14 protein-coding genes are annotated in these 19,347 nt (G+C 70.3%); 11 read left to right on the plus strand and 3 right to left on the minus strand.

What is annotated here, in order from left to right; all coding sequences use genetic code 11:
• The first annotated feature begins 98 nt into the window (after positions 1 to 98).
• From AB0M02_RS03960 to serA, 5 genes are all read left to right on the plus strand, one after another.
• The gene (locus AB0M02_RS03960; protein ID WP_364221006.1) at positions 99 to 2,453 is read left to right on the plus strand and encodes a bifunctional diguanylate cyclase/phosphodiesterase; all 2,355 of its coding nucleotides are present in this window, start codon (positions 99 to 101) and stop codon (positions 2,451 to 2,453) included.
• A 156-nt stretch (positions 2,454 to 2,609) separates the two neighbouring features.
• On the plus strand, positions 2,610 to 4,439 hold the full coding sequence (locus AB0M02_RS03965) for an acetolactate synthase large subunit (protein WP_364221009.1): 1,830 nt from the start codon (positions 2,610 to 2,612) through the stop codon (positions 4,437 to 4,439).
• On the plus strand, positions 4,439 to 4,957 hold the full coding sequence (gene ilvN / locus AB0M02_RS03970) for an acetolactate synthase small subunit (protein ID WP_364221011.1): 519 nt from the start codon (positions 4,439 to 4,441) through the stop codon (positions 4,955 to 4,957). Before AB0M02_RS03965 ends, ilvN begins: the two co-directional genes overlap by 1 nt.
• A 16-nt stretch (positions 4,958 to 4,973) precedes the next feature.
• Positions 4,974 to 5,987 (plus strand): ketol-acid reductoisomerase, encoded by a 1,014-nt coding sequence (gene ilvC / locus AB0M02_RS03975; RefSeq protein ID WP_364221014.1) that lies wholly within the window; start codon positions 4,974 to 4,976, stop codon positions 5,985 to 5,987.
• A 125-nt stretch (positions 5,988 to 6,112) separates the two neighbouring features.
• Positions 6,113 to 7,699, plus strand: coding sequence for a phosphoglycerate dehydrogenase (gene serA / locus AB0M02_RS03980; protein ID WP_364221017.1), 1,587 nt, complete (start codon positions 6,113 to 6,115; stop codon positions 7,697 to 7,699).
• On the opposite strand, the gene AB0M02_RS03985 is transcribed toward serA, so the two are convergent.
• Positions 7,696 to 8,055, minus strand: coding sequence for a hypothetical protein (locus AB0M02_RS03985; protein ID WP_364221020.1), 360 nt, complete (start codon positions 8,053 to 8,055; stop codon positions 7,696 to 7,698). The genes serA and AB0M02_RS03985 overlap by 4 nt on opposite strands.
• Before the next feature lie 336 nt (positions 8,056 to 8,391).
• Between AB0M02_RS03985 and AB0M02_RS03990 the strand changes: the two genes are divergently transcribed.
• The 5 genes from AB0M02_RS03990 to AB0M02_RS04010 all read left to right on the plus strand — a co-directional run bounded on the left by AB0M02_RS03990 (position 8,392) and on the right by AB0M02_RS04010 (position 15,506).
• Positions 8,392 to 9,423 (plus strand): 3-isopropylmalate dehydrogenase, encoded by a 1,032-nt coding sequence (locus AB0M02_RS03990; protein ID WP_364221023.1) that lies wholly within the window; start codon positions 8,392 to 8,394, stop codon positions 9,421 to 9,423.
• 141 nt (positions 9,424 to 9,564) lie between these two features.
• The gene (locus AB0M02_RS03995) at positions 9,565 to 10,662 is read left to right on the plus strand and encodes a branched-chain amino acid aminotransferase (RefSeq protein WP_364221025.1); all 1,098 of its coding nucleotides are present in this window, start codon (positions 9,565 to 9,567) and stop codon (positions 10,660 to 10,662) included.
• A gap of 123 nt (positions 10,663 to 10,785) precedes the next feature.
• The gene (locus tag AB0M02_RS04000; protein ID WP_364221028.1) at positions 10,786 to 12,174 is read left to right on the plus strand and encodes a hypothetical protein; all 1,389 of its coding nucleotides are present in this window, start codon (positions 10,786 to 10,788) and stop codon (positions 12,172 to 12,174) included.
• A 45-nt stretch (positions 12,175 to 12,219) separates the two neighbouring features.
• Complete coding sequence (locus tag AB0M02_RS04005) at positions 12,220 to 14,103, plus strand: caspase family protein (RefSeq protein WP_364221031.1); 1,884 nt, start codon at positions 12,220 to 12,222, stop codon at positions 14,101 to 14,103.
• Entirely contained in the window at positions 14,100 to 15,506 is a 1,407-nt protein-coding gene (locus tag AB0M02_RS04010) for a caspase family protein (protein ID WP_364221034.1), read from the plus strand. Before AB0M02_RS04005 ends, AB0M02_RS04010 begins: the two co-directional genes overlap by 4 nt.
• On the opposite strand, the gene AB0M02_RS04015 is transcribed toward AB0M02_RS04010, so the two are convergent.
• Positions 15,489 to 16,235 (minus strand): tyrosine-protein phosphatase, encoded by a 747-nt coding sequence (locus AB0M02_RS04015; RefSeq protein ID WP_364221037.1) that lies wholly within the window; start codon positions 16,233 to 16,235, stop codon positions 15,489 to 15,491. The genes AB0M02_RS04010 and AB0M02_RS04015 overlap by 18 nt on opposite strands.
• Positions 16,236 to 16,435: 200 nt before the next feature.
• Here AB0M02_RS04015 and cimA point away from each other — a divergent pair, with 200 nt between their 5' ends.
• Positions 16,436 to 18,022 (plus strand): citramalate synthase, encoded by a 1,587-nt coding sequence (gene cimA, locus AB0M02_RS04020; RefSeq protein ID WP_364221040.1) that lies wholly within the window; start codon positions 16,436 to 16,438, stop codon positions 18,020 to 18,022.
• On the opposite strand, the gene thrS is transcribed toward cimA, so the two are convergent.
• Positions 18,019 to 19,236 (minus strand): threonine--tRNA ligase, encoded by a 1,218-nt coding sequence (gene thrS, locus AB0M02_RS04025; protein ID WP_364221043.1) that lies wholly within the window; start codon positions 19,234 to 19,236, stop codon positions 18,019 to 18,021. The genes cimA and thrS overlap by 4 nt on opposite strands.
• Positions 19,237 to 19,347 lie beyond the last annotated feature (111 nt).

Raw genomic sequence — 19,347 nt, forward strand, 5'->3', positions numbered from 1 at the left:
CCCATACTGCCACCGTCAGGGCCCTTCACCACGGCGGACGTCCACAGCGCGGGACGCCGGGGGTGTCGGAATCGACGAAGATCCGGCACAGTGTGTCCGTGCATTCACCGTCCGGATTGGAGTTGGCGGGTCTCGTGTGCCTGCTGGCCGCCGTTCCGGCTGTGGTGTACCTCGGGCAGTCCGGACGCCGGCACACCGGCGCGGCCCGGCGGGCACATCTTCTGCTCGCCGCCGGTGGCGCGCTGACCACGGCCGCGGCGCTGGCCGGGCTGGCCACCGCGGCACTCACCGGGCACCACGAAACGGCCGGGCACACCCGGACGCTGGCCACCGCGGTGGCGGTCGGCATGAGCATCGGCATCCTGACGCTCCTGGCCGGGACGGTGGCGCTGCCCGGTGCCACCCGCGGTCCGGCCGCGGCGGTCCGGCACGTGCTGGACGGCCTGGTGATCGCGGCGGCCATCTGGTTCGTCGGCTGGGTGCTGCTCTCCGAGCCGACCCGCATCCTCGGCGAGGCCACGCCGTACCCGTGTGCCGCGATCCTGGTGCCCGCGGTGCTCGTCTGCCTGGCGCTCGGCCTCACCGCGGTGCTGTCGCTGCACGCGCACCGGCCGCGGCGCAACACCGTACGGGTCTCGTCCGGCGTCAGCGTCGTGGCGATCGCGACAGCGCTGCTCGCGACCGGGATATGCCGCCAGAAAAGCGGATTCGCCCTGGTCAGCATGTTTGTGCTGACAGCGGGACTGGTTCTGGTGGCGTACGCCGTACGCGCCGCCGACCGCCCCGTCCAGGTCAGCGGCAACGTCCTGGAGCGCGGCGGCGGTTATGCCGTGATCCCGATGCTCGCCGTCCTGACGGCCCTCGGGCACCACCTCGGCGTCGGCGGCCAGCTCGACGCGTTCGGCTACTTCGGCATCGCCGTCGAGGGCCTCGCCCTGGTGGCCAGGCAATATCTCGCGCTCGACGACGTCCGGCGGTACACGGTCCAGCTGCGCCAGCGTGAGTCCCACTTCCGGGAGCTGGCACACACCGACCCGCTGACCGGGCTGGCCAACCGTCGCGGCCTCATGCGGGCCCTGCGCGAGTCGTCCGACAACGCCGCCCTGATCGGCATCGACATGGACGGCTTCAAGACCGTCAACGACATGCGCGGCCACGACGTCGGCGACGCGGTCCTGGCCGAGGTCGGCTCCCGCCTGAAGCGCAACCTGCTGGAGGGCGACGTCGCGGCCCGGCTCGGCGGTGACGAGTTCGCGGTGCTCATGCACGGCGACGCCGACGAGGCCGTGCTCGCCGCGCACCGCCTGCTCGCGGTGCTGGGCGAGCCGTACGAGGTGGACGGCGGCCCGATGTTCCTCTCCGCCAGCGTCGGCGTGGCCGACACAGGTGAGCTGCTCCACGACGCCGACCTGGCACTGCGCTACGCCAAACAGCGCGGCAAGAACCGGGTCGAGCGCTACCAGGCCGGGTACGACGAACTGCTCCGCCGCCGCGGCACGCTGCAGGGCGAGTTGCGTCACGCGATCGCCCGCGAGCAGCTGCGCCTGGTCTTCCAGCCGGTCGTGGCGCTGCCGTCGATGCGGCCGGTCGGCGCCGAGGCGCTGCTCCGCTGGACACACCCCGACCTGGGACCGGTACGCCCGGACGAGTTCATCCCGGTCGCCGAGGAGTCCGGCCTGATCAACCGGATCGGCGCGTGGGTCCTCGAGCAGGCCTGCAAGCAGCTCGCCGACTGGCTGGCCAAGGGCCACGACGTCTGGGTGTCGGTGAACCTGTCGCCCAAGGAGCTGCACAACGCCGACTACGCCGCTCAGGTCGCCGACGTGCTGGCGGAGTACGGCGTACCACCGCAGCGCCTGGTGCTGGAGGTGACCGAGCACGCGGTCGCCACCGACATGGACGAGCTGGTCCGCCGCCTCGCCGAGCTGCGCGGGACCGGGGTGCGGATCGCGCTGGACGACTTCGGCGCCGGGTACTCGTCGCTGACCCAGCTGCGGACGCTGCCGGTGGACATCCTGAAGATCGATCACGCGCTGGTGGCGGAGCCGGAGTCGCGGACCGGGACGGCGGCGCCGCTGGTCGACGTGGTGGTCCGGCTGGGTCACCGGCTCGGCCTGGAGGTGCTCGCCGAGGGCATCGGCACCCCGGCGCAGCGCGAGATCGTCGAGGAGGCCGGATGCCGGCTCGGCCAGGGCTCGCTCTTCGGCTGGGGCGTTCCCGCCGAGCACTTCGAGACGCGGTTGCGTACGTTGCGGCCGGGCGGCCAGCGCCCGCTGCCGGCACCCCGGTCCACCCCTCCGAGTGACGCGCCCGCGCGGAGCCAGGTGGTGCGGCTCGGCCCGGGAATGCGGCAGGTCAGGGCGCTTCTGCCCAGCGATCCGGATTTCGCCGGAGCACGTGGTGATCAAAATGTGGGATCAGTTGACTCAGGCCGTGAGATGGGGCAAGGTTAGCCGCATGTGCTTCCAGTCCCGAGTACTTATCTGAGCGCACTCTCCACAGCTCCACGGAGGGTGCGCTAGGTCCCGTGCTTCTGCACGAGGGCCTTTTTTGTTGCTCAGAAGTTGCTCATCGACTGGACCGACCAACCCGAAAAGGTCTGAACTGCCATGACGAGACCCACTCCCGAATCTCTCGCCCAACGGGTCACTCCGGCCACCGTCGCTGCGGCCGTGAACACCGCTTCCGTCGCCGTGGCGCCGGTAGCCACCACCGGCGCCGGCGCGCTCGTCCGGTCGCTCGAGGCGCTCGGGGTTGAGGTCGCGTTCGGCATCCCCGGAGGCGCGATCCTCCCGGCGTACGATCCGCTCTTCGACTCGAAGGTCCGGCACATCCTGGTCCGGCACGAGCAGGGCGCCGGTCACGCCGCTACCGGGTACGCGCAGGCCACCGGCAAGGTCGGCGTCTGCATCGCGACCAGCGGCCCGGGTGCGACGAACCTGGTCACGCCGATCGCCGACGCGTACATGGACTCGGTCCCGATCGTCGCGATCACCGGGCAGGTCGGCCGTCCGTACATCGGGACGGACGCCTTCCAGGAGGCCGACATCCAGGGCATCACCCTGCCGATCACCAAGCACAACTTCCTGGTGCAGACCCCGGAGGAGCTGCCGCGGGTGCTCGCCGAGGCGTTCCACCTGGCGGCCACCGGCCGTCCCGGCCCGGTCCTGGTCGACGTCCCGAAGGACGTGCTGCAGGCGCAGACCACGTTCGCGTGGCCGCCGACGCTGGACCTGCCCGGATACCGCCCGACGCTGCACCCGCACGGCAAGCAGATCCGCGAGGCGGCCCGCCTGATCGCGGGGGCCAAGCGGCCGGTGCTCTACGTGGGCGGCGGCGTGCTCAAGGCCGGTGCCACCGACGGGCTGCGCAAGCTCGCCGAGCTGACCGGCATCCCGGTCATCACCACGCTGATGGGCCTGGGCGCCTTCCCGGACTCGCACCCGCAGCACCTGGGCATGCCCGGCATGCACGGCACCGTCCCCGCGGTGTACGCGATGCAGAAGTCCGACCTGCTGATCACCCTGGGCGCCCGCTTCGACGACCGGGTCACCGGCAAGCTGGACTCGTTCGCGCCGGACGCCAAGGTGGTGCACGCCGACATCGACCCGGCGGAGATCGGCAAGAACCGGCACGCGGACGTCCCGATCGTCGGCGACGCCCGGCACGTGATCGACGAGCTGATCGCCGCGGTCTCCGCGACCGCCGGCGGCACCGAGCAGTACGCGTCCTGGTGGGCGACGCTCAACGACATCCGCGAGCGCTACCCGCTGGGCTACGAGGAGCCGACCGACGGCACCCTCGCACCGCAGTACGTGATCGAGCGGATCGGCGAGCTGGTCGGCCCGGACGCGATCTACGTGGCCGGCGTCGGTCAGCACCAGATGTGGGCGTCGCAGTTCATCAAGTACGAGAAGCCGGGCACCTGGCTGAACTCGGGCGGCGCCGGGACCATGGGCTACGCGGTCCCGGCCGCGATGGGCGCCAAGGTCGCGCAGCCGGACACCCAGGTCTGGGCGATCGACGGTGACGGCTGCTTCCAGATGACCAACCAGGAGCTGGCCACCTGCGCCCTGGAGGGCATCCCGATCAAGGTCGCCGTGATCAACAACGGCAACCTGGGCATGGTCCGGCAGTGGCAGACCCTGTTCTACGACGGCCGCTACTCCAACACCGAGCTGGGCACGCACAAGCACCGGATCCCGGACTTCGTGAAGCTGGCCGAGGCGCTCGGCTGCATCGGCCTGCGCTGCGAGTCGAAGGACGACGTCGACAAGGTCATCAAGCAGGCCATGGAGATCAACGACGCCCCGGTGGTCATCGACTTCACGGTCGGCAAGGACGCGATGGTGTGGCCGATGGTTGCGGCCGGCACCAGCAACGACGAGATCATGTTCGCCCGGGACGTGCGCCCGACCTTCGACGAGGACGACCTCTGATGACGAACAAGCACACGCTTAGCGTGCTGGTGGAGAACAAGCCCGGTGTGCTCGCCCGGGTGAGTGGGCTGTTCTCCCGGCGCAGCTTCAACATCGACTCCCTGGCGGTGGGCGAGACGGAGAACCCGGAAGTCTCCCGCATCACGATCGTGGTCAACGCCGACACGTCTCCGCTGGAGCAGGTCACCAAGCAGCTCAACAAGCTGGTGAACGTCCTGAAGATCGTGGAGCTGGACCCGGCCCAGTCGGTCCAGCGTGAGCTCCTGCTGGTCAAGGTGCGTGCCGATCGGGCGCAGCGCGGCCAGGTGCTCGAGACCGTCGAGCTGTTCCGGGCCCGAGTGATCGACGTCGCTCCGGACACCCTGACGATCGAGGCCACCGGCAATCCCGACAAACTGGATGCGTTGCTGCGCGACCTCGAGCCGTACGGCATCAAAGAGATGGTTCAGTCGGGTCTCGTGGCCATCGGCCGTGGTTCTCGCTCCATCACCACCGGTCCCGCGCTGCGGGCAGCCTGATTAAGAGAAGGAAGTCATGACCGCGGAAGTGTTTTACGACGACGACGCCGACCTGTCGATCATCCAGGGTAGGAAGGTCGCCGTCATCGGCTACGGCAGCCAGGGCCACGCCCACTCGCTGTCGCTGCGCGATTCGGGCGTCGAGGTGGTGGTCGGTCTGAAGGAGGGCTCCAAGAGCCGTCCGAAGGCCGAGGAGCAGGGCCTGACCGTGAAGACCCCGGCCGAGGCCGCCGCCTGGGCCGACGTGATCATGGTGCTCGCGCCGGACACCGCACAGCGCAAGATCTACGCCGAGTCCATCGCCCCGAACCTGTCCGCGGGCAAGGCGCTCTTCTTCGGCCACGGCCTGAACATCCGCTTCGAGCTGATCAAGCCGCCGGCCGACGTGGACGTCGCGATGGTCGCGCCGAAGGGCCCGGGCCACCTGGTCCGCCGCCAGTACGTGGACGGCAAGGGCGTGCCCGCCCTGATCGCGGTCGAGCAGGACGCCTCCGGTGGCGCGCAGGCGCTCGCCCTGTCGTACGCGAAGGCGATCGGCGGCACCCGCGCCGGCGTCATCAAGACGACGTTCAAGGAGGAGACCGAGACCGACCTCTTCGGCGAGCAGGCCGTGCTCTGCGGCGGTACCGCGGCGCTGGTGCAGACCGGCTTCGAGGTGCTCACCGAGGCGGGCTACGCCCCCGAGATCGCGTACTTCGAGTGCCTGCACGAGCTCAAGCTCATCGTGGACCTGATGTACGAGGGCGGCATCTCCCGGATGCGGTACAGCGTCTCGGACACCGCCGAGTTCGGTGACTACGTCTCCGGCCCGCGCGTGATCAACGCGTCGGTCAAGGAGGAGATGAAGAAGATCCTCTCCGAGATCCAGTCGGGTGAGTTCACCCGTCGTCTGATCGCGGACGACGAGAACGGTGGCGCGGAGCTGAAGAAGTACCGTCAGCAGGGCGCCGAGCACCCGATCGAGATCACCGGTGCTCAGCTGCGCGGCATGATGAGCTGGGTGGACCGGCCCATCACCGAGACCGCCTGATTCCCGGTTTACAAACGCCCGGCCGGATTCCCGGCCGGGCGTTTTCGTGAGTGAACTGAACCTCACGATGGCTCTCGTTCGTATCAGACGGCATCGTCAAAGGCGACGATCCCGGATGGAGAGCCATGACCAACGTTGTCCTGGTAACCGAGGAACTCGCAGAGGCCGCGATCGATGCACTGATCGAGGATCATCACGAGGTCCGGCACGTCGACGGCACCGACCGGCCCGCGCTGCTGAGCGCGCTCGCGGAGGCTGATGCGGTCATTGTGCGCAGCGCGACCCGTATCGACGCCGAGGCGCTGGCGTCCGCACCGCGCCTGCGAGTGGTGGCCCGGGCGGGGGTGGGCCTGGACAACGTCGACCTGCTCGCCGCGACCGCACGGGGTGTCCTGGTCGTGAACGCCCCGACCAGCAACATCGTCTCGGCTGCCGAGCAGGCGGTGGCCCTGCTGCTGGCGGTGGCCCGGCACACGGCGACGGCCAGCGCCACGCTCAAGGCGGGCGCCTGGCGGCGCTCCGCGTTCACCGGCGTGGAGGTGCACGGCAAGACCGTCGGTGTGGTCGGGCTGGGGCGCATCGGCGTCCTCTTCGCGCAGCGCATGGCCGCTTTCGGGGTACGCCTGATCGCGTACGACCCGTACGTGCAGCCGGCTCGGGCGGCGCAGCTCGGTGTGCGGCTCACGGGACTCGAGGAACTGCTCCGGGAGAGTGACTTCATCTCGGTGCACCTTCCGCGTACCCCGGAGACCCTGGGCCTGATCGGCGAGAAGGAACTCAACCTGGTCAAGCCCACGGTGCGGATCATCAACGCGGCCAGGGGCGGACTCGTCGACGAGCGGGCACTGGCCGACGCCCTCGCCGAGGGTCGCGTGGCCGGCGCCGGGCTGGACGTCTACGAGACCGAGCCGATCACCGACTCGCCGTTGTTCGGCTTCCCCAACGTGGTGGCCACCCCGCATCTCGGCGCCTCCACGTTCGAGGCGCAGGACAAGGCCGGGATGGCGGTGGCCCGCAGCGTGCGCCTCGCGCTGCGCGGCGAGTTCGTCCCGGACGCGGTCAACGTGCGCGCCGGCGGCGCCGTGGACGAGGACGTACGCCCACTTCTCCCGCTCGCCGAACGGCTCGGCCGGGTGTTCACCGCGGTGGCGGGCGGCATCGCGGCCCGGGTCACCGTCGAGGTCCGCGGCGGCGTGGTCGACCACGACGTCACCGTCCTCGAACTGGCCACCATGAAGGGCCTGTTCACACCGGTCGTCGAAGAGCCGGTGACCTATGTGAACGCGCCGCATCTGGCCGTCGAGCGCGGCGTCGAGGTGGAGCTCGCGACCGTCGAGGACGCCGGCGAGCACGCCAACCTGATCACCGTGCGCGGCGCGCTTCCGGACGGCCGTACGGTCGCGGTGGCCGGCACCATGGCGACCACCGCCAAGCTCGTCGAGGTGGACGGTTTCACGCTCGACCTGGCACTGGACGGGGTGCTGCTGTTCTTCCGCTACACCGACCGTCCCGGCGTGGTCGGCCGGATCGGCACGAAGCTCGGTCAGGCTGACGTGAACATCGCCGCCATGCAGGTGGCCCGCCTGGCCGCAGGCGGGGAGGCCCTGATGGTGCTGACCGTGGACTCGCCGGTGGACCCGGACGTGCTCACCACCGTGGCGAGCGGCATCGGCGCCTCACGAGCGGCCGTGGTCGACCTCCGCGGGGACTAGTTCCGCACCGGTGGTGGATAGACCGTGCCGTCCTGGAGATCGAGCAGATCGAGGTTGAGCTCGGCGGCGAGCTTCTCGATGGTCTCCAGGACGACGTCCGGGCAGTTCTCGTCCAGGCGCATCTGGATGTGGTCGGCCGCGGCGTGCAGTGGCGCGCTGGCCCAGGGCGATCCGGCCTCCGTGGCGCGTGGGCCGCGGTCCGGATAATGGCTGGTCAGGGCGTCGTAGAAGGCAACGACGCGGGGGTCGGCCGGCCGCTGCGGATGCTCGCCCTGGGCGCAGCGGGCGTTGGCGGCGCGTACCGCGTCCGGGGCGGCCGTCTGGTCCATGGCCCAGACCACTAGGTCGAAACTCACCGGCGCATGGTGCCATCACTACGGGCACATGACCGCAACCGGTGGCCCGACACGCGGGCGCGCGTCTTGCGCGTCATTAGTCCGCATCGCTAGCGTTGGTCCCAGCCGCACGTTTCGTGTCGGACACGTCTTCGGGTGACGCGGTCCGTCCGGGCCGAGCGGTGGCAATCCCGGCGGGACCGAACCACGCGTACTCGTCGCAGCAGCCCCCGTGACCGTTTGCCGCGGTTCCGGGGGCTGTTCGCATCACTGGGTGCTCATTTGATGGGACCGCCGTTCCGTGTTTCGGGACCGCCCGCTACCGTGTGTTGGTTGCCTGACTGTTGGGGAGTGGACGTGAGCGTGGCGCGGATCGCGGTGGTGGCCGGTGACGGCATCGGGACCGAGGTGACCGCGCAGGCCCGCAAGGTGATCGACGCCGTCCTCCCCGGTGCCGACTACAACGAGTACGACCTGGGCGCCCGCCTCTACAACCGGACCGGCGAGGTGCTGCCGCAGGCCGTGCAGGACGAGCTGGCCGGACACGACGCGATCCTGCTGGGCGCGATCGGTGACCCCAGCGTCCCGCCGGGTGTCCTGGAGCGCGGCCTGCTGCTGAAACTCCGCTTCGACTTCGACCAGTACGTGAACCTGCGCCCCTCGAAGCTGTGGCCGGGCACCACCAGCCCGCTGGCCGGCGTCAAGGCCGGTGAGATCGACATGGTCGTGGTCCGCGAGGGCACCGAGGGCCTCTACGTCGGCGCCGGCGGCGTCCTGCACAGGGACACCCCCGCCGAGATCGCCACCGAGGAGAGCCTCAACACCCGGCACGGCGTCGAGCGGGTGGTCCGCGACGCGTTCGCCCGCGCGCAGCGCCGCGACCGCCGGCACCTGACCCTCGTGCACAAGACCAACGTGCTCACCAAGGCCGGCAGCCTGTGGGCGCGCACCTTCGCCGCCGTCGCGGCGGAGTACCCCGAGGTCACCACGGAATACCAGCACATCGACGCCGCCAGCATGTTCATGGTGAGCAACCCGCAGCGGTATGACGTGGTCGTGACCGACAACCTCTTCGGTGACATCCTCACCGACATCGCCGCTGCCGTTACCGGCGGCATCGGCATGGCGGCCAGCGGCTCCGTCAACCCGGAGCGCGTCTACCCCTCGACGTTCGAGCCGGTACACGGCTCCGCGCCGGACATCGCCGGCAAGGGCATCGCCGACCCGGCTGCCGCCATCCTCTCCGCGGCCCTGCTGCTGGAGCACCTGGGCCACACCGACGAGGCACGGCGAGTAACCGAGGCGGTCGCGGCTGAGGTCGCGTCCCGTGCTCCGGGCGCGCCGCTGCGTACCGCCGAGGTCGGCGACCGGGTCGCCGCCGCCGTCTGACCGGGCGGCGCACCTCCAGCCCTTCGGGGCTTCGTCACCCGCGGTCATTGTTTTAACGACCGTTCGGGGTAAATTCATGGGGCACTACGGGTGCCCCTCGCATGCTTCGATCTTTTACCGCAGAAAGCAGGTCTCCTTGTCATGAGCGGTGGTGACAACCTCGAATTCGAGATCCGTCCGAACCCGGCACCCGTAGGCGACGCAGAACGCGCCGCGCTGCTGGCCAACCCCGGCTTCGGCCGCATCTTCACCGACCACATGGTCACCGTGCGCTACGCCGACGGTAAGGGGTGGTACGAGCCTCGCGTCGAGGCGCGGGCGCCGATCCCGATGGACCCGGCCAGCGCGGTGCTGCACTACGCCCAGGAGATCTTCGAGGGGCTGAAGGCGTACCCGCTGCCCGACGGCGGCGTCGCGATGTTCCGGCCGGACGCGAACGCGGCCCGTTTCAACCAGTCCGCCGCGCGGATGGCGATGCCGGCGCTCCCCGAGAATCTCTTCCTCCAGTCGCTCCAGGAGATCATCTCGATCGACCGGGACTGGATCCCGCAGGGCGAGGACGGCAGCCTCTACCTGCGCCCGTTCGCGTTCGCCAACGAGGTCTTCCTCGGCGTGCGCCCCGCCACGGAGTACCTCTACCTGGTGATCGCCTCGCCGGTCGGGCCGTACTTCTCCGGCGGCGTCAAGCCGGTGACGATCTGGGTCTCGCCGGACTTCACCCGGGCGGCGCCCGGTGGCACCGGCGCGGCCAAGTGCGGCGGCAACTACGCGGCCGGACTCTCGGCGCAGGCCGAGGCCGCCGAGCACGGCTGCGACCAGGTCGTCTACCTGGACGCGGTGGAGCGCAAGTACATCGACGAGCTGGGCGGGATGAACGTCTTCCTGGTCCTCGACGACGGCAGCCTGGTCACCCCGCCGCTGACCGGCACGATCCTGCCGGGCATCACCCGGGACTCGCTCATCAGGCTGGCCGAGCGAGCCGGCCGCCGCGTCGAGGAGCGCCCGATCAGCCTGGAGGAGTGGCGCGAGGGCGCCGCGTCCGGCCGGGTCCGGGAGTCCTTCGCCTGCGGTACCGCGGCCGTGATCACGCCGATCGGCACGGTGCGCAGCGAGGACGGGGAGTTCTCGATCGCCGGTGGCGGCACGGGCGAGGTCACCACGGCGCTGCGCAAGGAGCTGGTCGACATCCAGCGCGGTCGCGCCGAGGACCCGTTCGGGTGGGTGCACCGGGTTCTCTGAGTTCGCTGTCGGAAAGGGCCACGGGCGAGTGCCCGTGGCCCTTTCTTGTGCACGCAACCTTTATGGAGGGTTGTCGATACGATGCGGGCTTCCGGGCTTCGTCCGATACGGGGGAGGAAGTACATGCATCACCGAAGAGGCCGGCGACTGCTCGCCGGCACGGCCGCGGCTCTGGCCGTCATCATGGCCGTGACCCCACCGGCTTTCGCGGCCGCCGACACCCAGATCCAGGTCGAGCTGTCCGCCGCCAGCGTCGGGGTGGGCGCCCAGATTCCGATCGACCCGATCCTCAGCGCCGACACCCAGGTCGTCCTGACCGGCGCGACGATGACCTTCGAACTCGCCGGTGACCTGACCGGCGTCAGCCTGGCCGCGGCGGACGTCGGCGTGCCCGAGTGCGTCAACGACTCGCCGGTCCGGCTGGTCTGCACCTCGTCGTTCGAGGTGGAGTTGACCCCGGAGCGGGCATCCGGTTGGTTCGACATCGTGGTGCGCGCCGACGAGACCGCGGTGGCCGGCTCGGCCGGCACGGTCAGCGCCACCTTCAGTGCCGACGGTGTCCAGCCGGCCGGCACCACCGCGACGATCCAGGTCGCCGAGAGCGTCGACATCGCGGCGGGCGCGTCCAACCAGGTGCGCCGTGCTCCGGGCGCGGCGTTCAAGGCCGATCTCGCGGTGACCAACAAGAGCGACGTGGTCGTCCGGGGCGTCGGGGTGGTGGGTTACACCGACTACGCCTTCCAGGTCGCCAAGCAGTTCTCCAACTGCCGGTATCGAGGTAGCGGCGTGAGCTGCCTGTTCGAGCAGAACTTGAAGCCGGGTGTGACGTACCGGGTCGAGCTGCCGTTCCGGCTGCGCACGGACACCCAGGCGCCGAGCACCTCGGCCGGTGAGTTCGAGTGGCTGACCGCCGCCGACTACGCGAACCACCACTACGGCCCGGGCGCCGGCACACCCGGGACGGGCGGGAAGCTGCGGCTCACGCAGGTGACCACCGCGACGACGGCACGAGCCGCGCAGACCGACACCAACCCGGACGACAACTGGGAGAACGTGACGGTGCGGGCGACCGGTGTTCAGGGCATCGACATCGCCGCCCTGGGCGCGAGTGTCTCCGGCGACGCCGGGACGACGGTCAGCGCCACGGTCGGCGTGCGGAACAACGGACCGGCCACGCTGGACCGCAGCCGGGTCGGTGAGCCGGCGACCGTCGCGATCGTCACGGTGCCGCCGGGCACGACGGTCGCCGCCGTGCCGGACGGATGCGCACCGGCCGAGCCGGACACTCCCGGCACCGATCCGAGCCTCGTGCAGTTCGTCTGCCGCACGAGCTACCTGCACAAGGCAGGTGAGACCGTGAGCTGGACGTTCGGGCTGCACATCGACGAGGCCACACCGAACGCGACGGGCTCGATCGTGGCCAACCCGCCGTGCGAGTGCATGTACTTCTCGAACGACATCGACAAGTCCAACGACAGGGCGCTGCTGCTCGTGAATCCGGCGGCCGCCTGAGACCACCCTTTCGGGGACGGCCGCTGACGGGTTTCCGACCCGGCCGTGGCCGTCCCCCCTTCCGGCGAGATGCTGTGGCTCGGGAGGGCGGACGGTATGGGCGGGCGGCGGCTGGCACTGGTGGTTGCGGTCGACAACTACGACGTCGGCGGGCTGCAACAACTGACGTCGCCCGCCGCCGACGCGGACGCGCTGGCCGAGGTGCTCGGCGATCCGGGCCTCGGCGGCTTCGAGATGGACATCCTGCACAACCCCACGTCGTCGGCCACCTGCGAGCGGATCGAGCGGCTGCTCGCCGAGCGCAGCCCGGCCGACCTCGTGCTGCTGCACTTCTCCTGCCACGGGCTCAAGGACGAGTCCGGCGAGCTGTACCTGGCGGTCGCAAACACCCGCCCGGACCTGCTGGCCTCCACCGCTGTCGACGCCGGCTGGATCAACCGGGTCATGCAGCGCAGCCGGGCCGAGCGGGTCGTCCTGCTGCTGGACTGCTGTTACGGCGGTGCGTTCGAGCGGGGCGTGGTGGCGCGCTCCGGCGGTGCCGTCGACATCGGCGACCAGTTCGGGCACGGTCACCCCGGCGAGGGGCGTGGCCGGGTGGTGATCACGGCGTCGACCGCGATGGAGTACTCGTTCGACGGCGCCCAGCTCGCCGAGAACGGCCGCGTGCAGCCGTCGATCTTCACCGGCGCGCTGGTCGACGGCATCCGCACCGGCGAGGCGGACCGCGATCAGGACGGGCACGTCACGCTGAGCGAGCTCTACGACTTCGTCTACGAACGGGTACGGCAGCGCACACCCAACCAGACGCCGAGCAAGTGGGAGTTCGGCCTGCGCGGCGATCTCTACGTGGCCCGCAACCCCTACCGGCGTGTGCGGCCGGCGACCCTCCCGCCGGAGCTCACCGACCTGCTGCGGCACCCGCTGCCCGCGGTGCGGCTGACGGCTGTACGCGAACTGGCACCCCTGGTCTCCGGCACCGACCTGATGCGGGCGACGGCCGCGCGGCTCGCCCTGGCCGACATGGAGGACGACGACAGCCGCTCGGTCAGCACGGAGGCCGCCGCGGTGCTTGCCGAGACCGCCGTGCGAGTCACACCGGACGTTGTGGACCTGGGCGAGGTGGCGGTGGGCGCTGCCGCGGTGGCCGGTGAGGTGACGGTGCAGGGGAGCCCGCTCGCGCTGGCTTCCGGGGTGGTGGCGGGTGCCGGTCTGCGCGCCCGGATCGAGGGCGAGACGCTTCGCATCTTCTGGTCACCGCAGTCGCCGGGCGAGCTCGACGAGACGGTCACCCTGGAGGGAGCGGCAGGGACAGCGAGGGTACGCGTAACCGGCCGCACACCGGTCCCGGCACTCCCGCACCCCGCCCCGCCCGAATCTGATCAGCCGCCCACTGAGTCAAGAACCTGGTGGAGGTCTCCGATCCGGGAGATCGCGCTGGCGCTGGCCGGTGCGGCACTGGCGGGACTGGGGATCTGGGCCGCCCAGGCCTGGTCCGGGGAAAACCCGCCGGCGGACGACGCGGACTACCGGGCGTTGCTGGCGAAGCTGCCGGCCGCGGTACAGGGCAGTTGTACCCCGGAGCAGCCCGACGAGGGCGCCCTCGCCCAGGCGAACTGCTCACCCGGCGTCTACACCACCTGGCGCACCAGGGCAGCGATGGACGCCGACACCGGCATCTCGTCGAGCATCGAGGGCGACTGCACCTACGCGCCGTCCGGAGCACGGCGGATCTCGTCCGGCCTACCCGGCGGCGCCGAACTCATCTGCGACCTGCTCCAGCCCGGCTCCAGCCAGCGCCAGTACGTCGTCCGCTGGATCCACGACGACCGACTCCTGACCGGCGCGTTCTTCACCGAGCCCGGCGCCGACTCGAGCGCCTACCCCGAGATACATCGCCAGGCCATGACCGCTTTCGAGCAGCTGCCATGAGCGACCGTCGGCTGGCTCTGGTGGTCGCTGTGGACACGTATGTCGACGCGGCGCTGAATCGGCTCGCCGCGCCCGCCGCGGACGCCGCCGCGCTGTCCGAGGTGCTCGGTGATCCAGCGCTGGGCGACTTCGAGGTGGAGGTCCTGCACAACGCGACGTCGTGGGCGACCGCCGAGCGGGTGGAGCGGATGCTCGCCGAGGTGCATCCCACCGATCTGGTGCTGCTGCACTTCTCCTGCCACGGACTCAAGGACGAGTCCGGCGAGCTGTACCTGGCGGCCGCCAACACCCGGCCGGACCTGCTCGGGTCGACCGCGGTGGACGCCGCCTGGGTCAGCCGGCTCATGCAGCGCAGCCGGGCCGAGCGGGTCGTGCTGCTGCTGGACTGCTGTTACGGCGGCGCGTTCGAGCAGGGCATGCTGGCGCGGGCCGGCCGGACCGTGGACGTCGGGGACCAGTTCCGGCAGCGGTCGCTCGGCGGCGGCCGGGGCCGGGTGGTGATCACCGCGTCGACCGCGATGGAGTACTCGTTCGAGGGCACGCATCTGACCGGGGGCGGTGCGGCCCAGCCGTCGATCTTCACCGGTGCGCTGGTGGAGGGCATCCGGACCGGCGGGGCGGACCGGGACGGGGACGGGCAGGTCGGGCTCGGGGAGCTCTACGACTACGTCTTCGACCGGGTGCGTGAGCGGACGCCGAGACAGACGCCGAGCAAGTGGGAGTTCGGCCTGCGCGGCGACATATATCTGGCGCACGCCCCGGACCGGGCGCCCGCCGCGCCTCCGCCGCCCGAGCCCGCGCCAGCCGTGCCTCCGCCGCCCGAACCGCCGCTCCCGGACCCGGACCCGCCGGCCACGAGGATGTCCGCGCGGGTGAAATCGCTGGTGGCGGCCGGGCTGGTCCTCCTGGTGGCGGCCGTGGCCATCGCCTTCGACTGGATCAGCATTTGGAGCGACGACAACGGCGGCGGCGAGCAGCCTCCCTCGGCCTACACGAACCTGGTGAACATGCTTCCCGAGGAGATGCGGGCGACCTGCAGCGAAGGGAAGCCGACTGCCGGGAACAGCGCGCGGGCCTACTGCACGCCGGGTGTCTACACGGTGTGGAACACGAAGAAGGGTCTGGAGTCCGAGTTGCGCATCGTGGGGAGCAAGAAGGGCGACTGTGCGGCCACCCCGACCACGACACGGCGGATCGAGGACACCATCACGGCCGGCGGCCGGACCGCCCGGATCACCTGCGAGGTGGTCGCACCGGGTTCGTCCGAGCACTACTACAACATCCAGTTGGGCCTGGACGACGTGCTGCTCACCGGCCGGTTCCTCACCGGTCGCGGCGTCGGCTCGGCCGGTTACCAGGAGGCTTACACACAGGCCCGCGAGGTGCTAGCCGGCCTCCCCTAACAGGTGGGCGCGCATCGAGGAGAGCTCGTCGTCGGTGAGTCCGATCTCCTTGGCGTACGCCTCGACCGAGCCGTGCAGGTCGCGCAGGTCGGTGAGGAACATGAGCATCGCCTCGGGCGGTGAGTCGAACATGTGCTCGTTGCCGACGATGGCGTCCGGGTTGGCCCTCATGAGGTATTCGGTCAGCGGCCGCATCGCCTCGGTGGTCAGGGCGTAGTCGGCGGCGATGTCCTCGTCGGAGACCCCGAGCAGCGACAGGGTGAGTGCGCAGACCGTGCCGGTGCGGTCCTTGCCGGCCATGCAGTGCACCACCACCGGGGCGGCCGACGGGTCGGCGATCAGGCGCAGCGAGCCGGCGATGCCCTCGTGACCGTCCTCGGCGAAGTTCAGGTAACGGTCGGCGAGCCAGCGCTCGTGCGCGATGCCGGCGTGCTCGAGCCCGTCCCACTCCACGTGGCGCAGCACCAGGTTCCGGTAGTCGACGCCGTGTTCCTCGGCCACCCGCCCGAATTTCTCGACCTCGAACGGCCGTCGCAGGTCGATCACCGTGCGGACCCCCAGCTCGGCGAACGCCTGGGCGTCTCCCTCGTGGAGGCGGTGCAGCGAGTCGGCCCGGAAGAGCCGCCGCCAGCGCACCACCCGGCCGTCGAGTCCGGTGTACCCACCGACGTCGCGGAAGTTGTAGGCCTTGGCGAAGGGGAGGTTACGTGAGAACGATTCGGCCGGCACGCACCCAACTTAGTCTCGATACGTGGAACAGCGCTTCCCGCGAACCCGGTTAGTGGCATGCTTCATCTCGTGACCCACTCCGTGCTCATTATTGGCACCTAGCGCGCCGGCTGACTTCTCGCCGACGCGCAGACCTCCCGCATCCGCGGGGGGTCTTTTTGTTGTTGTCGTAGTGGGTGCCAAGCGAAAGGACTTCCCCGATGGACTACCAGGTGTTCGACACGACTCTGCGCGACGGCGGCCAGCGCGAGGGCATCAGCTACACGGTCGCCGACAAGCTTGCGGTCGCGCGCCTGCTGGACGAGTTCGGTGTGGGTTTCATCGAGGGCGGGTGGCCGGGCGCCATGCCCAAGGACACCGAGTTCTTCGAACGCGCGAAGACCGAGTTGGAGCTGCGCAACGCGCTGCTCGTCGCGTTCGGCGCGACCCGCAAGGCCGGCGTCGACGTGACCGAGGACCCGCAGGTCAAGGCGCTGCTGGACGCCGGGACGCCGGTCGTCTGCGTGGTGGCGAAGTCCGACATCCGGCACGTCGAGCGGGCGCTGCGGACCACCGGCGACGAGAACCTCGCGATGGTCCGGGACACCGTGCGGCACCTGGTCGCGAACGGCCGGCGCGCGTTCGTCGACTGTGAGCACTTCTTCGACGGCTTCCGGTACGACCCGGCGTACACCGCGAGTGTGGTGCGCGCGGCGTTCGAGGCCGGCGCCGAGCGCGTGATCATGTGCGACACCAACGGCGGCATGCTCCCCTCGATGGTCACCAAGGCGGTCAACGAGGTCGTGGAGCGCACCGGGGTGAGCGCCGACCGGCTCGGCATCCACTGCCAGAACGACACCGCCTGCGCGGTCGCGAACACGGTCGCCGCCGTCGAGGCGGGCGTCAAGCACTTCCAGTGCACGGCCAACGGCTACGGCGAACGGCCCGGCAACGCCGACCTGTTCGCCACGGTCAGCAACCTGCAACTCAAGCTCGGGCTGAAGGTCCTACCGGACGGATGCCTCGAGAAGGCGACGCGGATCTCCACCGCGCTCGCCGAGATCGCCAACATCGCCCCCGACACCCACCAGGCCTATGTCGGGGCCGCCGCTTTCGCTCACAAGGCGGGGCTGCACGCGAGCGCGATCAAGGTGGATCCGCTGCTCTACAACCACATCGACCCGTCGGTTGTGGGCAACGACATGCGGATCCTGGTGACGGAGATGGCCGGCCGGGCCAGCATCGAGCTCAAGAGCCGTGAGCTCGGGCTGGACCTGGCCGGCCACCCGGACGCCGTCACCAAGGTCACTCAGAAGGTGAAGGACCTGGAGGCGGGCGGCTGGTCGTTCGAGGCCGCCGACGCCTCGTTCGAGCTGTTGGTTCGCAGCGAGCTGCCCGGCGCGGACGTGGCCCGGCCGTTCACCCTGGAGTCGTACCGGGTGCTGGTCGAGCACCGGGAGGACGGCGCGGTGATCTCCGAGGCCACCGTCAAGGTCCGGGTACGCGGCGAGCGCGTGATCGCCACGGCCGAGGGCAACGGCCCGGTCAACGCCCTGGACGAGGCGCTGCGTGTGGCGCTGTCCAGCCACTACCCGCAGCTCAAGTCGTTCGAGCTGACCGATTACAAGGTGCGGATCCTGGAGGGCAGCCACGGCACGAACGCGATCACTCGGGTGCTGCTGGAGACGAGCAACCACACGGGCGAGTGGACCACGGTCGGGGTCCACGAGAACATCGTCGAGGCGAGCTGGACGGCTCTCGTGGACGCCCTGACCTATGGCCTGGCAAGGTCCACCGCGAACGTCTAAGGAAGCAGCTCCTGGCTCCGGGCGGCGGCGATCGACGCGATGAGCGCGATCGCCTCCGCCTGCGGCATCGGATCCAGCTGTCGCCCGTCGCGGAGCCGGAGCGCCACCAGGCCGTCCGGCGCCTCACGGCTGCCGATCATTCCGATGTACGGGATCTTGCGTCCCGCGGCGTCGCGGATGCGGGCGCCGATCGAGCCGTCGTGCACGGACTCCGCCCGCAGCCCGGCGGCGAGCGCGTCCGCGGCGAACGACGAGGCCGCGTCATCCTGGTCGGCGCCGACCGGCAGGACGGCCAGCTGAACCGGCGAGTACCAGACCGGGAACGCGCCGGCGTGCACCTCGATCAGATGCCCGAAGAGCCGTTCCATCGACCCGGCAAGGCTCCGGTGCACCATCACCGGCCGGTGGCGGCGGCCGTCGGCACCAGCGAACTCCAGGTTGAACCGTTCCGGCTGGTGGTAGTCGATCTGGATGGTCGACATCGCCCAGCTGCGACCGGCCGGATCGGCCACCAGGACGTCGATCTTCGGGCCGTAGAAGGCTGCTTCGCCGCGCGCGTCCGCGTACGAAATCTTTGCCTTTGAAAGCGCGCCGCGCAGCAGCTCCTCGGATCGCACCCAGCTCGCGTCGTCCCCGCCGTATTTGCCGCCGGGGCCGCGCAGCGAGAGCTGATAACTCACCTCGCCCATGCCGAGTGCCTCGTGCGCCTCGCGCATGAGGCGCAGCACACCGGCCACCTCGGCGGACGCCTGATCCTCCGGGCAGAAGATGTGCGCGTCGTTGAGGGCGATCGAGCGCACCCGGGAGAGGCCGCCGAGGACCCCGGAGCGTTCCGCCCGGTACATCTGGCCCAGCTCGGCGATCCGCAAAGGCAGATCACGGTACGAGCGACCGCGCGCCTTGAAGATCAGCGCGTGATGCGGGCACATGCTGGGCCGCAGGACGAGCTCGTCGTCGCCGATCCGCATCGGCGGGAACATGTCGTCGGCGAAGTTGTGCCAGTGGCCGGACATCTCGTACATCCGGCGTTTGCCGAGAGCCGGTGAGTAGACGTGTTGATATCCGGCTCTGCGCTCGAGTTCGTAGAGATAGGACTCCACCTCGTGGCGCGCGGCGGCACCGCCCGGCAGCCACAGCGGCAGGCCGGCGCCGACGAGCGGGTCGGAGTCGAAGAGGTCCAGCTCGCGGCCGAGCCGGCGGTGGTCGTTTGACATGGCTTTTCTCCTCGTGCGGGGACGACACGCACGAGAAAGCCCCGGGCGAGTCGCCCGGGGCTGTCGTCACTGAGATGCGGTCAGCGCGATCGAACGCCGGGACGTGCCGGC

Origin of the sequence: Actinoplanes sp. NPDC051861, assembly GCF_040681145.1 — a bacterium.
Lineage (GTDB): Bacteria > Actinomycetota > Actinomycetes > Mycobacteriales > Micromonosporaceae > Actinoplanes.